13 protein-coding genes and 2 pseudogenes are annotated in these 19,032 nt (G+C 38.6%); 5 read left to right on the top strand and 10 right to left on the bottom strand.

Features of this window, described 5'->3' with window-relative positions:
* Window positions 1–303 precede the first annotated feature (303 nt).
* Window positions 304–879, bottom strand: coding sequence for a hypothetical protein (locus F6K06_RS08225; RefSeq protein ID WP_124147067.1), 576 nt, complete (start codon window positions 877–879; stop codon window positions 304–306).
* A gap of 1,111 nt (window positions 880–1,990) precedes the next feature.
* Between F6K06_RS08225 and glgB the strand changes: the two genes are divergently transcribed.
* From glgB to F6K06_RS08200, 5 genes and pseudogenes are all read left to right on the top strand, one after another.
* Window positions 1,991–4,318: a 1,4-alpha-glucan branching enzyme gene (glgB, locus tag F6K06_RS08220; protein WP_124147066.1), complete on the top strand. Its 2,328-nt coding sequence runs from the start codon at window positions 1,991–1,993 to the stop codon at window positions 4,316–4,318.
* A 210-nt stretch (window positions 4,319–4,528) separates the two neighbouring features.
* Window positions 4,529–5,353: a triacylglycerol lipase gene (locus F6K06_RS08215; protein WP_240039158.1), complete on the top strand. Its 825-nt coding sequence runs from the start codon at window positions 4,529–4,531 to the stop codon at window positions 5,351–5,353.
* A complete protein-coding gene (locus F6K06_RS08210) occupies window positions 5,275–8,970 on the top strand; it encodes an NB-ARC domain-containing protein (RefSeq protein ID WP_353734829.1) in 3,696 nt (1,231 codons plus the stop codon). The genes F6K06_RS08215 and F6K06_RS08210 overlap by 79 nt, the downstream gene beginning before the upstream one ends.
* A 181-nt stretch (window positions 8,971–9,151) precedes the next feature.
* Window positions 9,152–9,355: pseudogene (locus tag F6K06_RS08205) on the top strand (UPF0175 family protein); the annotation flags it as partial.
* Window positions 9,356–9,497: 142 nt separating this feature from the next.
* Window positions 9,498–10,271: a matrixin family metalloprotease gene (locus tag F6K06_RS08200; RefSeq protein WP_124147064.1), complete on the top strand. Its 774-nt coding sequence runs from the start codon at window positions 9,498–9,500 to the stop codon at window positions 10,269–10,271.
* Between the two features lie 518 nt (window positions 10,272–10,789).
* On the opposite strand, the gene F6K06_RS08195 is transcribed toward F6K06_RS08200, so the two are convergent.
* From F6K06_RS08195 to F6K06_RS08155, 9 genes and pseudogenes are all read right to left on the bottom strand, one after another.
* Entirely contained in the window at window positions 10,790–11,608 is an 819-nt protein-coding gene (locus tag F6K06_RS08195; RefSeq protein ID WP_124146654.1) for a metal ABC transporter permease, read from the bottom strand.
* A 755-nt stretch (window positions 11,609–12,363) separates the two neighbouring features.
* A complete protein-coding gene (locus F6K06_RS08190) occupies window positions 12,364–13,125 on the bottom strand; it encodes a metal ABC transporter ATP-binding protein (RefSeq protein WP_192901180.1) in 762 nt (253 codons plus the stop codon).
* Window positions 13,122–14,078: a metal ABC transporter solute-binding protein, Zn/Mn family gene (locus tag F6K06_RS08185; protein WP_287241217.1), complete on the bottom strand. Its 957-nt coding sequence runs from the start codon at window positions 14,076–14,078 to the stop codon at window positions 13,122–13,124. Before F6K06_RS08185 ends, F6K06_RS08190 begins: the two co-directional genes overlap by 4 nt.
* Window positions 14,079–14,681: 603 nt before the next feature.
* Entirely contained in the window at window positions 14,682–15,368 is a 687-nt protein-coding gene (locus F6K06_RS08180; RefSeq protein WP_287241216.1) for a HEAT repeat domain-containing protein, read from the bottom strand.
* A 58-nt stretch (window positions 15,369–15,426) separates the two neighbouring features.
* Window positions 15,427–15,582 carry a hypothetical protein gene (locus F6K06_RS08175; RefSeq protein ID WP_161564661.1) on the bottom strand — a complete coding sequence of 52 codons (156 nt, stop codon included), beginning with the start codon at window positions 15,580–15,582 and terminating at the stop codon, window positions 15,427–15,429.
* Window positions 15,583–15,860: 278 nt separating this feature from the next.
* Window positions 15,861–16,628, bottom strand: a pseudogene (locus F6K06_RS08170) (HEAT repeat domain-containing protein); the annotation flags it as partial.
* A gap of 169 nt (window positions 16,629–16,797) precedes the next feature.
* On the bottom strand, window positions 16,798–17,286 hold the full coding sequence (gene cpcA / locus F6K06_RS08165) for a phycocyanin subunit alpha (protein ID WP_124146652.1): 489 nt from the start codon (window positions 17,284–17,286) through the stop codon (window positions 16,798–16,800).
* A gap of 108 nt (window positions 17,287–17,394) precedes the next feature.
* On the bottom strand, window positions 17,395–17,913 hold the full coding sequence (locus F6K06_RS08160; RefSeq protein ID WP_124146651.1) for a phycocyanin subunit beta: 519 nt from the start codon (window positions 17,911–17,913) through the stop codon (window positions 17,395–17,397).
* Between the two features lie 288 nt (window positions 17,914–18,201).
* Window positions 18,202–18,972 carry a phycoerythrobilin:ferredoxin oxidoreductase gene (locus F6K06_RS08155; protein ID WP_124146650.1) on the bottom strand — a complete coding sequence of 257 codons (771 nt, stop codon included), beginning with the start codon at window positions 18,970–18,972 and terminating at the stop codon, window positions 18,202–18,204.
* Between the last annotated feature and the right edge of the window lie 60 nt (window positions 18,973–19,032).

Here is a 19,032-nt window from a genome sequence, read left to right as displayed (position 1 = left end):
ATTCTGTATTTTCCAGAGTGCTCTGTATTCAACGGCCATGATACAAGGAAGCATTTATCAGTAAGCAAAGTATTGTTTGATTAAGTGCTTGAAGAAGTAGTAAGTAGTTGATAGTTGGTAGAGCTGAGAATGGGGTCAATGGTAATTCTCACCTCATCAACCCTATTGAAACTGCAGGTGATGGTGGGTTATTAAACCAATAAGGGAAAAGATCGAGCTTAGGTTTAAATCCTCACTGTCTACACAGCTCATAGTTTCAGGCAAGATTCAAATCCCCAAAAAGCATTCCGTAAGAAATGCTATTTAATATCCCACTGGTGTTTTGAGCAGATATTTATGACCAGAAGTAGATTCTAGATAAGGTTTAGGAGCATTAGGAGCAGGACGTGGAGGTGCTGGGTCTAAAAATATCCGCTTTACAGAATTTTGTGAAACTAAACCATTATCAGAATTTGAAGCTTGTTCAGCTATTTGATTTTTCAATAACTCATTAGCCACACTTATCTGTTGTTCTTTTTGTCTAAGTTTTTGTAATTGTTGATATTCTGTCGTCCATTTCGACTGACCATAAATTGTCCAGCCATAAATTGCTACACTGGTACTTGCTAATAATACTGTGACCATGGATGAAGTTAGTTGTGTCGCCATCAAAGATTTTAACCAGAGTGGTTTGGACTTAGGTAAGGATATGACTTGAGCCAAATTCTGTTCTTGAATTATTTGTGAGTCCCTACTATTTTCTGAAGCATAGCTACTATGAGATAAATTTTCTTCATACGTTAGTTTTTGTCGGCGAGCTGATTTTTTTGAGACGACAGACAAATTTGTTTTTGGGGACTTATTGTTTGGGGCCAAAAATGTACTTCTAACTGCAACCATATAATTTACCTATACTGACATCTAATTTATAAGCATACAAAATATAACAGTATCTAATTTTGAGTATATGTTTTAATTTCCCATTCAAATTTTAATTTGAATTTTTATATCTATCAGCTTCTAAGTTATTTGATTGATAGTTTTAGTTGTATTTCCTACATTGACAATTGTTGTAAAAAATTACCTATTATATCAGATTACTTTAATTATATATGAAAAACTTTGAAGCTAAAACTTTTAAATAGCAATGTTAATATACCAGTTTAGTTCTTATTTAATCGATCGTAATTTATTTTGAATAGCTATACAACATTTAGTAGTACAAATTAATATTAATCTTAGTTAATATTTTCCCAATTGTAATTAAACTGCAAAGTATCTATGCTGATTTAGATACGATTTCCCATCAAGTTTAATTTTTTAATAGTCGATCGCATTTGTCATAAAATCCATTTAAATGTCCCAATAGTCACCGATTAAATAGACAAAAATTTAATTTAAAGGAAGAATAGATAAATAAAGACAAAACACATAGAGGTATATAGAAAATAGAATTATATAAGCTTCTTTTAGGGATAATTTTCTCTTTAATGTCGAGAGAATATCTGCACCATAAGGTACATTTTCCTGACACAAAGCTGACGCTTTTTCCTACAGAATGCTGCCTCTTAGATCAAATCTTACGCATTTTTGCTACACCTTATTGAGAACAGGGAGTAGCAGTGCGACCCCGCGACGACGACAGTCGCAAGTAGTCCAAACCCGACGTTCCCCTTCCGGGACCATAGGGAACAGTCTCCTCACCATGGGAATACCGACCAAGAGAGGGAAAGTGCACCAAGATAGGGAGTAAGTGAATAACGAATTTGTATTCATAATTTGTATACTTAACATTAATTGTGTAAAACAAAAAATCCTTTTATAACTATTGAGCGTGTCAGAAGCACTTGTCATGGTAAAAAGGTGAAAGTTGAATTATTGTTTAACCCTTAGACATTAGCTGTGTATGCCCAATATTTGGAGAATCTGTGCTAATCAAGCATCGACTAGCATATCTTTTCCCATTCTGGAGCCTTCCTAATTAATTGTTAACAAAATTATATTGACAAACATGACGATTTCTGCAGACCAAGTTAACCAAATAGTTTGGAACCATCACCATGACCCTTTTCAAGTCCTTGGTGTCCATCAGATAGAACAAGATGGCAAAACTGTGACAGTAATCCGAGCCTACCAACCAAGTGCTGAAGCTGTCTCGGTCATTTCACCGGTAGATCGGAAAGAATACCCAATGCAGTCAGTCCATAATCCACATTTCTTTGAATGTGTAATAGACGTTCCAGAACTGGCCAACTATCAACTCAAAATCAAAGAAGGAGAACACGAACGAGTCATCAACGACCCCTACGCCTTTCGTTCTCCAAAACTCACAGACTTTGACCTTCAACTATTTGGAGAAGGAAATCATCATCGTATCTACGAAAAATTAGGGGCACATCTCACAGAAATTAACGGAGTCAAAGGAGTCTATTTTGCTGTTTGGGCACCCAATGCTCGTAACGTTTCAATTTTAGGAAACTTCAACTATTGGGATGGTCGTAAACATCAAATGCGGAAAGGCCACACAGGTATCTGGGAATTATTCATTCCTGATATTGGCCCTGGAGAACATTATAAATATGAGGTTAAAAACTGGGAAGGACACATCTATGAAAAAAGTGACCCTTATGGATATCAACAGGAAGTAAGGCCCAAAACAGCTTCTATTGTTGTTGACCTAGACTCATATACTTGGAATGACCAAGAATGGATGGAAAAACGTCGCCACACTGACCCCCTCACCAAGCCTATTTCTGTCTATGAATGCCACCTGGGTTCTTGGATTCATGCCTCTGCTGCTGAACCTGCTAAACTGCCTGATGGGAAAACTGAGGCTGTAGTTCAAGTCTCGGAACTCAGACCTGATGCTCGTTTTCTTACCTACCGAGAATTAGCAGATCGTTTGGTTGCCTACGTCAAGGATTTAGGTTACACCCACATTGAAATGTTACCTGTTGCAGAACATCCTTTTGATGGTTCTTGGGGTTATCAGGTTACAGGATTTTTTGCCCCTACATCTCGCTACGGTAATGCTGAAGATTTCATGTACTTTGTGGACAAATGCCATGAAAATGGTATTGGCGTAATTGTAGACTGGGTACCGGGACATTTTCCAAAAGATGGACATGGTTTAGCGTTCTTTGATGGTACTCATCTCTATGAACATCCAGACCCCCGCAAAGGTGAACATAAGCAATGGGGTACTTTAGTATTTGACTATGGTCGTAATGAAGTCCGTAACTTTTTAGTTTCAAATGCCCTTTTCTGGTTTGAAAAGTATCATATTGATGGTTTTAGGGTAGATGCGGTTGCTTCTATGGTCTATCTCAACTATTTGAGACCCGACGGTGAATGGGTTGCGAATCAATATGGAGGCGTAGAATATATCGAAGCTGCTGATTTCCTCCGTCAGGTTAATCATTTGATTTTTGGTTACTATCCTGGTACTCTCTGCATTGCAGAAGAATCTACTGCCTGGCCAATGGTAACTTGGCCTACTTATGTTGGTGGTTTGGGCTTCAACCTCAAGTGGAACATGGGTTGGATGCACGATATGCTGGACTATTTTGAAATGGACCCTTGGTTCCGACAGTTCCACCAGAATAATGTTACTTTCAGTATTTGGTATCACCACAGTGAGAACTATATGTTAGCTCTGTCTCACGATGAGGTGGTACATTGCAAGAGTAATATGTTGGGTAAAATGCCAGGGGATGATTGGCAGAAGTTTGCTAATGTCCGGGCGTTGTTTGCATATATGTTTACTCACCCTGGTAAGAAAACTATGTTTATGGGGATGGAGTTTCCTCAGTGGGGTGAATGGGATGTTTGGGGCGATTTAGAATGGCATTTGCTCCAATTTGATGCTCACCAAGGAATGAAGCGATTTTTCCGGGATGTGAATCAGCTCTATCGTTCTGAACCTGCTTTGTATGAACAAGATTGTACTGAGGAAGGTTTCCAGTGGATAGATTGTAGTGATAATAATCATAGTGTGGTGTCGTTTATTCGTCGCGCTAAAGATGGGAAAGAGTTTGTGGTAGCGGTTTGTAATTTTACTCCTCAACCCCATAGTCATTATCGTATCGGTGTACCTGAACCAGGATTCTATACTGAAATATTTAATAGTGACGCTGGTAATTATGGTGGTAGTAACATGGGTAATTTAGGTGGTAAGTGGACTGATGAGTGGTACTTCCATAACCACCCACAGTCATTGGACTTATGTCTGCCTCCTTTGGGTGTTTTAGTCTTGAAGTTAGACCGGGAGAAAACGTTAGCAGTGATGGACCAGTCTCAGGAGACAGAAACTGAAACTGAAACTGTTTCTGAAAGTTAAATGACTGAGAGCTATTACTGAAGCTGAAACTATTTCTGAAGGTTAAATGACTGAGAGCTATTAAAGCAAAATTGAAAAGATGGCATTGCATAAATGCGGGATGATTTTAATAGTTTTGTAGTCTTGTAATCTTGTAGTCTTGTAATCTTGTGGAATGGGCATCTTGCCCGTTCCTCTCCCCTAACTGAAAATAATATAACAGAGGAGAATATGCTTGGTTTATCACCAGTATTTAAGTGTGAAAATTCTCATCCCAGAGGTGATATTGTTTTTGTTCATGGTTTGGCTGGCCACCCCTGGGGTACATGGCATCCTCAAAGCAAAAGAGATAATCAAGATTTGGACTTTTGGCCGTTTTGGTTGGGGGAGGAATTACAAGCAAATGTCTGGACTTTTGGATATGATACGCCTCGCTTTGGATATGTTGGTCAGGGAATGCCCCGTTTTGACCTAGCAAGTAATTTACTGGAATATCTTGACGTTAATGATATAGGCGATCGCCCCCTGATATTTGTGACTCACAGTATGGGTGGGTTGGTTGTTAAAGATTTAATTCGTACAGCTCAAAATTTTGATGCTAAAAAAGCTATTATCAAACAGACTCAAGGGATTGTATTTTTATCCACTCCCCATCAAGGCTCAAACTTGGCTAATTTAATTGATAATATTAATCTTTTAACGAGAGCGACGGTGAATGTTCAGGAATTAAAAGCGCATTCGCCTCAGTTACGGCAACTTAACGAATGGTATCGACAAAATGTTGATAATTTGGAAATTAAAACTCATGTCCTCTATGAAACTCAACCCATGAGTGGGGTTTTGGTTGTGGATGAGGATAGTGCTAACCCAGGAATTAAGGATGTTAAACCTATTGCTATTCCAGCAGACCACAATTCTATTGCTAAACCTGGAAAAAATGATTTGGTTTATCTTTCCGTAAAAAAGTTTGTGGAAAAATATTTGGTGCCTCCACTGATACGAGAAAAGTTAGAATCAATGTATTCCAGGCGCCACCCCTCCCCAGATACTATGTAGATCGCCCGGAATACAGCGACAATTTAAAGGCTAACCTACTGACAAATTCACCGGATACCCAAGCTATTGTGGTGACTGCTATCCACGGTTTGGGTGCTGTGGGTAAATCTACTTTGGCAACGGCTTTAGCTTATGATGAGGAGGTACAATCTCGTTTTGCTGATGGTATTCTCTGGGTAACTTTGGGTCAAGAGCCTAATATTTTGCCCATGCTGAGTGTTTGGGTGCAGGCGTTGGGTGACTATAATTTCAAACCTACAAGTGTGGAGGCGACTGCTAATCATTTGCGGACTTTACTTTTTGACAAAGCTGTGCTATTGGTGGTGGATGATGCTTGGAGTCCAGACCATGCCCAAATATTTAATTTGGGAGGTCCGCGCTGTCAGGTTTTGGTGACTACTAGGGAAAAAGCGATCGCTGATGTTTTAGATGCTGAAATTTACAATCTGGATGTGATGACTTTATCCCAGTCAATGCAACTTCTCAGTCAAAGGTTAGGGCGTGAAATTAGGGGAGAGGAAGCAAAACAGGCGGAGGCTTTGGTTAAGGAACTGGGATATTTGCCTTTAGCTTTGGAGTTGGCAGCGGCTCAAGTTGCAGATGGTATGTCTTGGGGAGAGCTGTTAGTTGATATTCAAGGGGAAATTGCTCGGTTAAAAACGTTGGATATACTAGGTCCAGAGGATGTTGTTGATGAGGCTAGTTTAAAAAAGTTGAGTTTGACTGCTTCCTTGAATTTGAGTATCAAGCAACTGAAACACAAAAGGCGGGAAGATTTTATTTGGTTGGGAATATTGCCGGATGATGTGAATATTACTCCAGGGATGGCGGCTGTCCTCTGGGGTATGAATGATGAGAGGGATGCGAGGGATAAGTTGAAGGATTTGCGGAGGAAGGCGTTGTTGTTGGATGGTGTGGCTTTGGCAGATGGTAAGCCTACTTATCGTTTACATGATTTGTTTCACGATCTGGCTCGGAATTTGTTGACTGCACCATTACATCCAACAGAAGAAGGTGATTTGCCGGGGTTGGGTATTCGTCTAGCTAAGGCTCACAAAATATTTTTGAAGAAATATAGGAAGTTAACGGATAATCATCTTTGGCATACTTTACCTAATGATGGTTATATTCATCAGCATCTAGTCTGGCATTTGGAAAAGGCAGGGAAGATAGAGGAGATTCATGGGTTATTGGCAGAGGAGTCGCAAAGTGGGGCTAATGGTTGGTATGAAACGTGCGAACGTTTAGGGCAAATGGGGATTTTTATTACTGATGTGGCTCGTGCTTGGGAGTTAGCGGAGATTGACTGGGATGAAGGTAGGTTGCCTCAAGTTGTTGGTTGGCAGTGTCGTTATGCTTTGATAACTGCTTCTATTAATAGTCTGGCAGCAAATTTACCAGGAAATTTGTTGGTGGCTTTGGTTAAACATAATTTCTGGACTCCAGAGCAAGGGTTAGCCTACGTATTACAAAAGCCTGAGCCAAGGGATAAAGGAGACTCTATCAAAAAATTAGTTGATTATTTGCCAGACAACTTAAAAAAACTAGCTCTTTCAGAAGCTCTGGCTACAACTCGACAGATTCAGAATGAGGTATATCGCGCCGAAGTTCTCTGTTCTTTAGTTGATAAATTACCGGAATTATTACCAGAAGCACTGGCTGCTGCTCAACAGATTCAGTCTGAGGGATATCGCGCCGAAGTTCTCAGTGCTTTAGCTGATAAATTACCGGAATTATTACCAGAGGCATTGGCTGCTGCTCAACAGATTCAGTCTGAGAGATATCGCGCCAGAGTTCTCAGTGCTTTAGCTGATAAATTGACACCAGAATTATTACCAGAAGCACTGGCTGCTGCTCAACAGATTCAGTCTGGATATCGCGCTGAAGTTCTCAGTGCTTTGGCTGATAAATTACCAGAAATATTACCAGAAGCACTGGCTACTGCTCGACAGATTTCAGATGAGATACCCCGCGCCGAAGTTCTTAGTGCTTTAGCTGATAAATTACCAGAAATATTACCAGAAGCACTGGCTGCAACTCGACAGATTTCAGATGAAATATCTCGCGCCGGAGTTCTCAATGCTTTGGCTGATAAATTGACACCAGAATTATTACCAGAAGCACTGGATATAACTCGACAGATTCGGGATGATAGATTTCACGTCTCAGCTCTCAGATCTTTGGCTAATAAATTGACACCAGAATTATTACCAGAAGCACTGGATATAACTCGAAAGATTGAGTATGAGGGAGATCGCGCCCAAGTTTTCAGAGCTTTGGTTGATAAATTTCCCGAATTATTACGAGAAGCTCTTGCTACTGCTCGACAGATTCGGGATAAGATATATCGCGCCGAAGTTCTCAGTGCTTTGGCTGATAAATTCCCAGAAATATTACCAGAAATATTACCAGAAGCTCTGGCTGTGGCTCGACAGATTCAGGATGAGAGATATCGTGCCGAAGTTCTCAGTGCTTTGTCTGATAAATTCCCAGAAATATTACCAGAAGCTCTGGCTGTGGCTCGAAAGATTGAGTATGAGAAATATCGTGTCAAAGTTATCGGTGTTTTGGCTGATAAATTGACACCAGAAATATTACCAGAAGCTCTGGCTGTGGCTCGAAAGATTGAGTATGAGAGATATCGCGCCGAAGTTCTCAGTGCTTTGGCTGATAAATTCCCAGAAATATTACCAGAAGCTCTCACTGCTGCTCAACAGATTCCGAATGAGGTACATCGTGCCGAAGTTCTCAGTGCTTTGGCTGATAAATTCCCAGAAATATTACCAGAAGCTCTGGCTGCGGCTCGACAGATTCAGTCTGAGGTACATCGTGCCAAATTTATCGGTGTTTTGGCTGGTAAATTCCCAGAATTATTACCAGAAGCTCTAACTGTGGCTCAACAGATTCAGGACGAGAAATGTCGCACCCAACTTCTCAGTGCTTTGGCTGATAAGTTGACGCCCGAATTATTACCAGAAGCTATGACTGCAGCTCAACAGATTCAGTCTGAGAAATATCGCGCCGAAGTTCTCAGTTCTTTAGCTGGTAAATTACCAGAATTATTACCAGAAATACTGGCTACTGCTAGAAAACTTCAGTCTGAGTATGATCGCGCCCCACTTCTCGTAGCTTTAGCTGGTAAATTGACGCCCGAATTATTACCAGAAGCACTCGCTGCTGCTCGACAAATTCACTTTGAGATATCTCGCGCCGAAGTTTTCAGAGCTTTGGCTGATAAATTTCCCGAATTATTACCAGAAGCACTCGCTGCCGTTCGACAAATTCAGTCTGAGGGATATCGCGCCCCAATGCTCAGTGCTTTAGGTGATAAATTCCCAGAAATATTGCCAGAAGCACTGGCTACTGCTCGACAGATTCAGGATGAGTACCATCGCCCCAAAGTTCTCAGTGCTTTGGCTAATAAACTCTCACAAATGCAAAAAACTCAACTTTATACCCTCTGGCAAAATACCCTTCACACCCTATCCCTTCGCACTCGCCCCGACTTACTCTCAGACATAACAGCATTAACTACCGTCATCTTTTCTTTAGGAGGTGAAGAAGCAATAAAAAATATAGTCATTGCTATTCAAGACGTTTCTCGGTGGTGGCGGTGATTTCAGTTATCAGTTATCAGTTATCAGCTATTAGTTTCTCCAACTAAAGCTAGAGAATTAAAATACTAAAGTTGATTATTTTATGTCATAATCATTTCTAGATTAATATTTGAACAAAAAATAAATTATACCTATGTATCAACTAACTATTAATATACCAGAATAAACAGCCTTAGCTTTAAAATTAACCCCTGAAAAACTTAGTCAAGAAATGAAACTAATTTCTGCGATTAAACTTTATGAATTAGGTCGTCTTTCTTCCGGTGCTGCTGCAAATTTAGCAGGTATTCCCAAAGTCTTATTTTTGACAAAATTAGCTGATTATGGTGTAGATACTTTTCAACTTACTGAAGGTGAATTAGCAGAGGAACTAAAACGTGCCTAATTCAGTTATCAGTTATCAGTTATCAGTTATCAGTTGTTAGTTGTCAGAAGGGAAAAGAGTTAGGTTGAATGGTTATAATTACCCTCGTAGTTAGGCTTTAGTCCACCAATTACCTTTGTTCATAACCTATCACTTTCTTAAAATGTTTGTTAACAGAATAGTATCGGTTTATTTGCGCTTATTTTTTCTAGGTTTTGCTGTTTGGATGCTAGCCTTCTATTTTTTGATTTCAAATCCTAATGTAGAGGTTAATGCCCAAGATTTACCTACTCTAAAAACTCACCTCTTACCACCAACTTTGGCACAATGGAAAGACACCAGTAATAGCGGTGATTATTTCGATCGCATTGAAGTTCAGGATGTAGGTTATTTAATTTGGTCGCAGTTTCCTATTAAAGTTTATGTCGAATCTTCTCAAAACAGTAAGAAATCAGAAAATAACCTATTTTCTAGCTCAGTTAAATCAACTCCTGACTCCTTGCAAAACATATCTCGCTCTCGTCAATGGGCTAATATTGTAATAGATGCTATCTGGGAATGGAATACTTATTTACCCTTGCAAATAGTAGATAACCCAGAAATTGCCGATATCAAAATTTTTAACAAACGACCTCCTTTAACCCCCGGAAATTTAAGAGCGCGTTCTGCGGAGACTCGCTATCAGCTACATGAAGATGAGAACGGAACTTTATCTCAGAGTTTTGTAATTTGGTTGAGTCCGATGCAAGTAGGTAAATATCTTCCTGCTGCTGTTCGTCACGAGTTTGGTCATGCTTTGGGGATTTGGGGTCATAGTTCTGAGAAAACTGATGTTATGTATTATTCTCAGGTGGCAGAACCTCCTCCTATTTCAGCTAGGGATATTAATACTTTGAAGCGGATTTATTTGCAAGCAACTAGATTGGGGGTTCAATAATTAATAATTAATAATTAATAATTAATAATTAACAATTACCTCTTCTTTTCAAGGAGAGGATTTACTAAAAGGAAATTTTTTTCTTCTCTTGGTCGATTGGATATGGCGAGGAAACCCGTTCTTGCAGACCCGCTCCGAATGGCGCCATCCCACCCTTCGGGAAGCTCCGCTAACGACTGCTTTTTTCTCCTTTAAAGCAGAGGCTTTTTACCTTAATTATTCGGTAAGTTTCCTTTGCAATCAGATTTGGAATAGGCACTTAGTTTATTGCATGAAAGTGGCGATATAGGTTCTGCTAGACTCTGCTAAGGTAGCAAAACCTCTAAGTTTTCTCCAATTTTATAGCAGTCTAAGGAAAGGTTAGGATATATCAAAAGATTAAAACTCAGACAACCAAAGATTTTTCCTTCTTCCTTCTTCCTTCTTCCTTCTTCCTTCTTCCTTCTTCCTTCTTCCTTCTTCCTTCTTCCTTCTTCCTTCTTCCTTCTTCCTTCTTCCTTCTTCCTTCTGCTATAAATTCAAAACTTTCCTCGACCGGAAAATACTACTATCAAAAATGTTACTAACTGTACTAAAACAATACTAGGACCAGAAGGTAAATTAAAACTACCAGATACTATCATTCCTAACACCCCACTCATGGCACCAATTGTCGCAGAAACTCCTAAAAATGGTACAAATTGATGACAAATCAACTTAGCTGTTGCTGCTGGAATTACCAAAAAAGCATCCACCAATAGAATACCAACTGCTCTCATAGTCAGAGCGATCGCCAAGGATAAAATAATTATAAATATGTATTTATATCTTTGTACTGGTATCCCCTGAATTTGTGCTAAATCCGAATTTAAAGTTAATAATATTTGTTGTTGTAAAGTCAATCCTAACCAACCCAATGTTACGACTAACAAAATAACTAAAAAAAGTAAATCTAGATTACTAATTGCTAAAATATCACCAAATAATATAGATAATAAATTTCCTCGATACCCAGGTATAAAATTAAACCCAATAGTACCCAATGCAACCGAACCCGCAATTACAATACTTAAAATTGTATCTCCACCTAAATTAGTTTTTTCAATTAAATAATTTATTCCTAATCCAAAGAATACCAAAAAAACAGTTAAAGCGATCGTAAGTGGTAACTGTAATAAAGCAGCTAATACTACAGCTAAAAAAGCCGTATGGCCCAAGACATTTCCAAATAAAGATAATTGGCGCAAAATCACGAAACCACCAATAATTCCTCCTAAAATTCCTAATAGAATACCCCCTATAATTGCTCGCTGCATAAATGGTAGACTAAATAAATTAATCCATTCTGAAAAATCCATATTTATTAAATACAAGTCAAGTAAATTTATTTATAGAGAAGCTAAGGTTAATAATTATAAATACACAACAAAATATATACAGCATATTCCAAATATATGAAGTACAGATATTAATAATTAAATGTGTGTAGTGCAGGCATCTTGCCAGCAATAAGAATTTTATTACTTCGGTTCCCCATTCCCTATTTCCTATTACCGAATAATTAATAATTAATAATTAAATAATTCTGGTTTAAAGCCTCCCCTTTTAAGGGGAAAATAAAGAAATAATATTTCCTTATTTTCAATCAAGGACTGTTTTAACCAGAGGTAATTATCAATTATCCATTATCAATTATCCATTATCAATTATCAATTATCAATTATTGAACTATTCCCTATTACGGAATAATTAAAGCTTAAAGCCTCTCCTTTAAAGGAGAAACAAGAAAAAATTTTCCTTTGAGTTAATCCTCTTCTTTTCAAGGATAGGTAATTATTAATTAGGGTTTGCTGAAAAAGTCTAATAGTTATGGCAGGGAACACTTAACTGGGAACAGGGAACAGTTTAGACTATCTGTAATGACCACATTTTCTGATAGTTAGTGTCAAAACTTTACTATTTTGAGACGACAACAGCCAAAAACTAGGTATTTTTTCCAGACCTAAAAAGGCTCAAACCTTTATTTGTTAATACTTTTATATTTAATCAGCAAGCCCTAATTATTAATTATTAATTATTAATTATTCATTATTCATTATTTAACTATTCCCTATTAATGCTGATGAACATATCTAGTTAAACTATCCCCATAAACTTTACTCAAGTTATTTTCATCCAAAGCAACACTAGGTTTACCCTGACAACATAAACGACGATTCATACAAATAACTTGGTCACAATAACGACTCACCATATCTAAATCATGGGAAACTTGCAGAATAGAAAAACCCTCTTCTCGATGTAAATTTGCCAGTAATTCAGCAAACTGTATTTCTCCAGTTGGGTCTATACCAGCCATAACTTCATCTAATATTAATAATTGTCTATTTTGCACCAAACAATATCCCAATAAAACCCGTTTTAACTCCCCACCACTTAAACTTCCTATTCGCTGTTTTGCCTGATTTTCTAACTTAACTTGTACCAAAGCTTTTTCTATTGCTATATGCTTTTCCCGCGACCTCATCAAACCTTGCTCAGGGTAACCTAAACTGATTAATTCAGCTACACTTAAAGGGAAACTCCGGTCAAAGGGTAACTTTTGAGGAATATAAGCAATTTTTTGCCAATGTTTTCCTAAATCTTTTATTTGTTTACCTAGAACTTCTATATAGCCTGATTCATAAGGAATTAAACCTAATATTGCCTCAATTAATGTACTTTTTCCTGCACCATTCGGACCAATAATTGCTGTATTACTACCAGGAAATATTTGAAATGACACAGATTCTACTGCTTGATATTTTCCTCTAATTACTGTTAGATTTTGTACTTCTACTACTGGCAGATTTTTGTCAATTTCTGCTAATCTCACTGGCAAATTTCCTCTAAAGTTTTTATATTATTTCTCATAGCAGTAAAATAATATTCTGGGTCTAACGAACCGCTGATTACTGGGTCTAATTTTTTGACTGGTAATCTAATATCTTTAGCAATTTGTTGCATCCGATTATCATTAAATCCAGTTTCAGCAAGTAAACCTTTAACTTGATATTCTTGGGCTGCTTTTATTACTCTTTGAACATCTCTAGGCGTGATATTATCTTCTGGCAATTCCACCACTGCCATTTGTTGTAAATTGTACCGTTGAGCTAAGTAAGGATAAGCATCGTGAAAAGCAATAAATTTACATCCTTGAAAGGGTGATAAACGACTTTGAAATTCTTGGTGAAGCTCCTGTAATTTACGAATATAAATATCAGCATTGGCTCTATAAGTAGCTTCATTATTAGAGTCAGCTTGAATTAAACCATCGCGAATATTCTTAACTTGTTGTTGCGCTAAAACAGGGTCTAACCAAACATGAGGGTTTCCTTCTTCATGGTGATGACCGTGGTGATGACCGTGGTGGTGGTCGTGGTCGTCGTGGTGGTCGTGGTCCTTATCTTCTTCTTCTAGGGGTTCTATATTTTGACTAGCATCAATTTCTTGAAGTTGAGAATTACCTGTAGCATCAACTAATTTCTCTAAAAATTCTTCCAACCCCAACCCATTTTTTACTAATACATCTGCCTCTGCAATACTTCGTGCATTCTCTGGCGTTGCCTGATAATCGTGGGGGTCTGCTCCCGCAGGAATTAATAGTTCTACTTTTGCACTTTCTCCGGTAACTCCTTTGGTAAACATATATATAGGTAAGAAAGTTGCTACTATTTTAGTTTCATTTTGATTTTGGGCCACACTACTAACACTTCCGAGAGAAACAGCCGTGGCCAGTGCTGCTGTTCCTAAGAATAAACAGTGAATTCGTCTAATTGTCTTGAGCATTAGTATACAGGTTATTTTTGGGAATGATTATCATTTTCAAATTTATCATACCACAATGGGTAGTATCAAATCCGGTAGCATTGGTGTAATTAGATAAAAAGGATGGGGAGGTGTGGGGAGTGTGGCAATGGCGTTCAGATGGAACATTATCATTTTCTTTGTGGGTTTAATACCCCACCGTCAACGGGGGTGTTCACGCATTACTTGGGGGAGCGAATCCCCATGTAATTTTCCTCCTGTCTCCTGTCTCCTGTCTCCTGTCTCCTTCTTCAATAAGGGAATTTGATATGATATAATGTTAACTGGTATATTTGGTATAAAAGTTAGCGTACATATCTACAGGAAATTTACAGCAGATTCCTCCCATAAGGAGTATAGAGATTAACAACTAAATTTTTGTAGTGCGGGCATCTTGCCCGCGATGGGTGTATTTCACGCTTAGTGGAATCCGCTATAAGTTTTGTCCAGGTTTTAAGCCTTTTCCCTTTTGACTTATAACTTAGGACTTCTGACTTCTAATACTATTTAACTTAAAAAATGTCACAAATAGTTGGTAAGTGATGAAGTCAAATAATAAGCTGAAATTACTGTAGAGTAGAGTTTTTAAGTAATTAAAATATCACTTTCAACTTCTGACTTCCTTTCTCTCCCCAAGTCTGCAATAGCCATTTGTGCCCTAGCACTAACCGCTAAAGTTGTATCTGTATCAACAATCTCCTCAAACCTGGCCAAAATATCCTCAAGCCATTTTGGATAAGTAACTTCTACAGTTTTGGCCAAACCATACAAACCAACTACAGCAGCATAACGCACTATCCATTCTTGGTCTTGGGATACTTGCAAAAGAGTCTTCATCGTAGATAGTTGAGAATCAAAAATCTGCGATTCTGGCAACTTTTTCCAATCAATAAAACCTAAGCCTTTTGCAGCACCACGTCTCACACTAAATGAAAAGTCATTTATTGCAGCGTCTAATAATAAATCTAACCCACGCGGATCGCCAATACCTGCTAATGCTCTAATTGCCCAAGCTCTAGCACCATAGTTATAACCGTCAAGTTTTTCTAGTAGTGGAAGTACTGCCCTTACCCCAAGTAAAACTAACCCATCAACTGCTGCCACTGCTGCGCCAGGATTGTTGTACCCTAAAACTTTAATTAATATCGGGATAGCATCTTCTATCTGAGCTGCTGCTAAATCTTTAACTGCATCAATTAAACCTTGAGAAGAATCTGCTTCTTCAACTGCTTGGATGATTTGATTATTGATTGTCGAGGGTTGGTTATTCATTCTTAGAGATTAGGGAAATAGGGAAGTAGGAGAATAGTAAAAATATGAATAGTATAAACTAATTAATATTGGCGTTGGTTAAAAGAGGTATTATATCTTGTCCGGATAAGAGTGCAAACAAAAAACTTTTTTCCTCTACTACTCTTTCTTCTTCTTTCCTGACTCCTGACTCCTGACTCCTGACTCCTAGATAATTAAGATTAATATCATACATTAATTCACCAACGCCTTAATATTTTATAAAAGTGAGTCCATTAGAGTCATTACCTTAATAGCCTCATCTGATAATAATAGTTGAGATTCTACCTTTGACTTTTGACTCTCTTGGTGCGCATTCCCTCTCTTGGTCAGCATTCCCTCTCTTGGTCGGCATTCCCTTGCGTCTGACGCCGACGCGGGTTCCGACCGCTTGCGACTGGCGTCGTCGCGGGGTCTGACCGCTTGCGTCTGACGCCGACCCGGGGTCGCACCGCTTTTAACTTTTGAATTTATTGTGAGGTGATGTTCCAAAAGTCCTTTGAGGGCAATTAATTTCATACTATTTTCGGCTAAGGTTTCTGATATTGCCTTAGCTGCAGGTAAATAGCCGATCGCTCCTAAATCCATCAGTGCAGAACGTCGTAATTGTAGATTATCACCATCTAATGCTTGAGTCAGATATTCTCCATAAACTGCTTCTCCGGTTAGTTGATATAGAGCGCGAGCAGCAGCATATTGCACTTTCTCTACAGGATGTTCGATAAAAGGTTTAATTAAAGGAATTGCTGATTGAGCTTGAAGTGTTCCTAAAGCTTCAATAATGTCTTCGTAGGGTTGAACAAGATGAGGCTTACCTGGAACTAATACTGCAGCTTCAACCCCTCCATCTAAAAGTTTAATTAATGCGGAAATGCAGCTAGGGTTTCCTAGCATTTCTAATGCTTCTGCTGCTGCTTCTCGCACATAGTAGTCTGAGCTTTCCAAACATTTAATCAAAGCTGGTACAGCTTTTTTGTCTTCTAACTTACCCAAAGCTCTAGCTGCATTGCGTCTGAGAGGATACCCACCGTCTTCTGTTCGGTCAGAGTCATCTTCTAGAGCTGCAATTAAGCCTTCTATAGCAGCAGGTATATTTACTCGGAATCTACCCAACCACCAAGCAGCATAATATCGTTTACCTAATTCTTCATGCCGGAGATTGGTGATCGCTTCTTCTACCGTTAGAGATTCCCCATTGTCGGATGTTTGTTCTGATAGTGAATCCCAATGCTGCTGTGCCATAACTTCATTTAATTCAACTCTGACAAAAAACGATGCCTGGAAAGATAAACAGATACTAACGACAGGCCAGCACCTGTATACCTCTCCAGGCTACGTTAAATATTAGCTTAGGGTAGTTAATTTAGTGAACATTAATTTCACATTCACCACCTAGTTACTATGAAAACTACTAGCTAAGAGCATTAATAGCATAGTCAAGATAGTTGTTAGCTTCAGTTGCAGGATCGCCAGTGATACCGTGGTTAGCCTTGATATACTTCAGCGCTTCGATGTACCAGCTAGGAGATAACTCGAAGGTTTTATTAATTTCATCAATTCCTGCAATGAGTATCTCATCCATAGGACCTGTACCACCTGCAATCAGACAGTATGTTACCATCCGGAGATAGTAGCCGATGTCACGAGCACACTTTGACTTTCCTGTAGGAGTCGAAGCATAGTTAGGTCCCTGGGTTGTAGTAGTATAAGGGAACTTGTTGTATACTGCTTGAGCAGCTCCATCAATCAAACTTTTGGATTTCTCAGTTAGCTTTTTAGCAGCTTCTAAACTTGCTGGAGCATATTTAAAACGACCAAGTGCTGAGAATAATTCTGTGCTAGTCAGAAAGCGACCTTGAGAATCTGCCGCTGTTACTGCTTCAGTAAGAGGAGTTTTCATTGTTGAGATACTTTCCTAAATCTTGTGAGTACAAATTTTGCTACAAATTTAAAGTCTTTAGAGATGCCTAGATGAAGCATCTTTAAAAAAAAGTTTTTTACAGTGTTATTAACTAACTGCTGCCGCAGCGCGGTCGAAGTAGCCACCAATCTCAGACATTAAAGAGGAGCAATCTCCAGGAGTAATGCCGTTAGGATCGTTAGCAATTGCAATAGCTGCTTCTTTCATTTTTTGAACACCTACTGCTACAGAAGCACCAGGAGTTCCTAGAGCTAAGTAGGTTTCACGCAATCCATTGAGACAACGGTCATCTAGCACACTTGCATCACCGGCAAAAGTAGCATAAGTTACATAACGTAGGATGATTTCCATGTCACGTAAACAAGCTGCCATACGACGACTTGTATAAGCATTTCCACCAGGAGCAATCAACTGAGGCTGATCTGCAAATAAAGAACGAGCTGCATTAGCGACTATAGTAGAAGCGTTACCAGTAATACGGTTAACTGCATCTATACGCTTGTTGCTCTCTGCAACCATTGCTGCCAGAGCGTCGATCTGGCTAGTAGAAACAAATTCACCCCTGGCATCTGCCTGGGAAACTACTTTTGTAAAAGCATCAAACATCGATTAATTCTCCTAATTTGATTTTTTTTTAGTTGCTTTTCGATGCTATGGGTATTTTTTGAGTTTTTTCAGGCTAGCTGCCCATGGCTGGAAAAGTAAAATTGGACTGTTTGAAAATCCTGAGAAAATCTTACACTGTTTATGAGAAGCTTTTCAAGCTTATCAATCAATGTTTTTGTTGATTTTCTCTTATCTTTATAACCCTTCAGATATTCTTTATACAATGCTGTTGTGTTTTTATTTATTACAAATTATTAACAAAATTTTCTACAGTACAGTATAGTAAAGTTAAACAGGATTCAAGGCCAACTGTCTTTCTAGGTCAAATAGAAAGCCATGAATATATTCTTCTGTCCATTCAGGGCCATAAAATCTAGTAAACATTCCTCTAGCTGGATCTTTTTCGGCTCGATATCTGAGATAACGCAGTTGTGCCTGCTTGATTTCTGCTAATTTCTCTACATCAGTAATAGGTTGTGCTTGCTTTACAAAAATTAAATAAGCTTGCAGGTAATCTTTGAAGGCTTCAAACACTCTTGTCTCGACTAATTCATTTTTTTGAGGACGAGTCCAAAGAAAAGCTGGAGAAAAGAAAGGGGTTGCTTCTTCAGGAAAATCTCCTCCCCAAGGCAAATGCTGCTGATGTGTTTGGAAGGTATCCCATATTGGCTGAGTATACTTTTCTTGATATTGAGGGTCATCCCGAAATAAGGGCTGCATATCTAAGGCAATGAGATGTCCCCCTGGCAAGGTAACTAGGTCTGCCCCAAAAAATGGCAAATCATAATTAAGGTGGGGAAATATTACAAAATTTAACACTTGGAGGGCACTGCCACCTTGAACATGAGCTGCTCTAATTTGTCGGAGCTTGGGACTACAGTGGGCGTAACTGGTTGTATCTACTTCTTGTTCTTTTTTGCCCTTGCCAGTTATAGCAACTTTATGTTCAAATCCAGAGGGTATAGGGTAAGGTTTTAGTTCTAGTTCTTGCTTGAGCTGAGTTAGAGCATAATCTAGAAAAGGTTGATACAAATTCACTATATTTTCAGTTGGTGTCATTACCTATGTATTTCAGCAATTTATCTACAAAAATTTAGCTCACACCCCCCTGGATGTGTT

It is taken from the genome of Okeania sp. SIO1H4 (assembly GCF_010672695.1).
GTDB lineage: Bacteria > Cyanobacteriota > Cyanobacteriia > Cyanobacteriales > Microcoleaceae > Okeania > Okeania hirsuta.
This window is presented reverse-complemented; position numbering and strand designations above follow the sequence as displayed.

Excerpts from the sequence above, each read along its gene's own strand:
- F6K06_RS08200 (WP_124147064.1), top strand. The coding sequence starts at position 9,498 with ATGTTTGTTAACAGAATAGTATCGGTTTATTTGCGCTTATTTTTTCTA.
- F6K06_RS08180 (WP_287241216.1), bottom strand. The coding sequence starts at position 15,368 with ATGAATAACCAACCCTCGACAATCAATAATCAAATCATCCAAGCAGTT.
- F6K06_RS08160 (WP_124146651.1), bottom strand. The coding sequence starts at position 17,913 with ATGTTTGATGCTTTTACAAAAGTAGTTTCCCAGGCAGATGCCAGGGGT.
- F6K06_RS08155 (WP_124146650.1), bottom strand. The coding sequence starts at position 18,972 with ATGACACCAACTGAAAATATAGTGAATTTGTATCAACCTTTTCTAGAT.
- cpcA (WP_124146652.1), bottom strand. The coding sequence starts at position 17,286 with ATGAAAACTCCTCTTACTGAAGCAGTAACAGCGGCAGATTCTCAAGGT.
- glgB (WP_124147066.1), top strand. The coding sequence starts at position 1,991 with ATGACGATTTCTGCAGACCAAGTTAACCAAATAGTTTGGAACCATCAC.
- F6K06_RS08185 (WP_287241217.1), bottom strand. The coding sequence starts at position 14,078 with ATGCTCAAGACAATTAGACGAATTCACTGTTTATTCTTAGGAACAGCA.
- F6K06_RS08175 (WP_161564661.1), bottom strand. The coding sequence starts at position 15,582 with ATGTATGATATTAATCTTAATTATCTAGGAGTCAGGAGTCAGGAGTCA.
- F6K06_RS08215 (WP_240039158.1), top strand. The coding sequence starts at position 4,529 with ATGCTTGGTTTATCACCAGTATTTAAGTGTGAAAATTCTCATCCCAGA.
- F6K06_RS08195 (WP_124146654.1), bottom strand. The coding sequence starts at position 11,608 with ATGGATTTTTCAGAATGGATTAATTTATTTAGTCTACCATTTATGCAG.
- F6K06_RS08225 (WP_124147067.1), bottom strand. The coding sequence starts at position 879 with ATGGTTGCAGTTAGAAGTACATTTTTGGCCCCAAACAATAAGTCCCCA.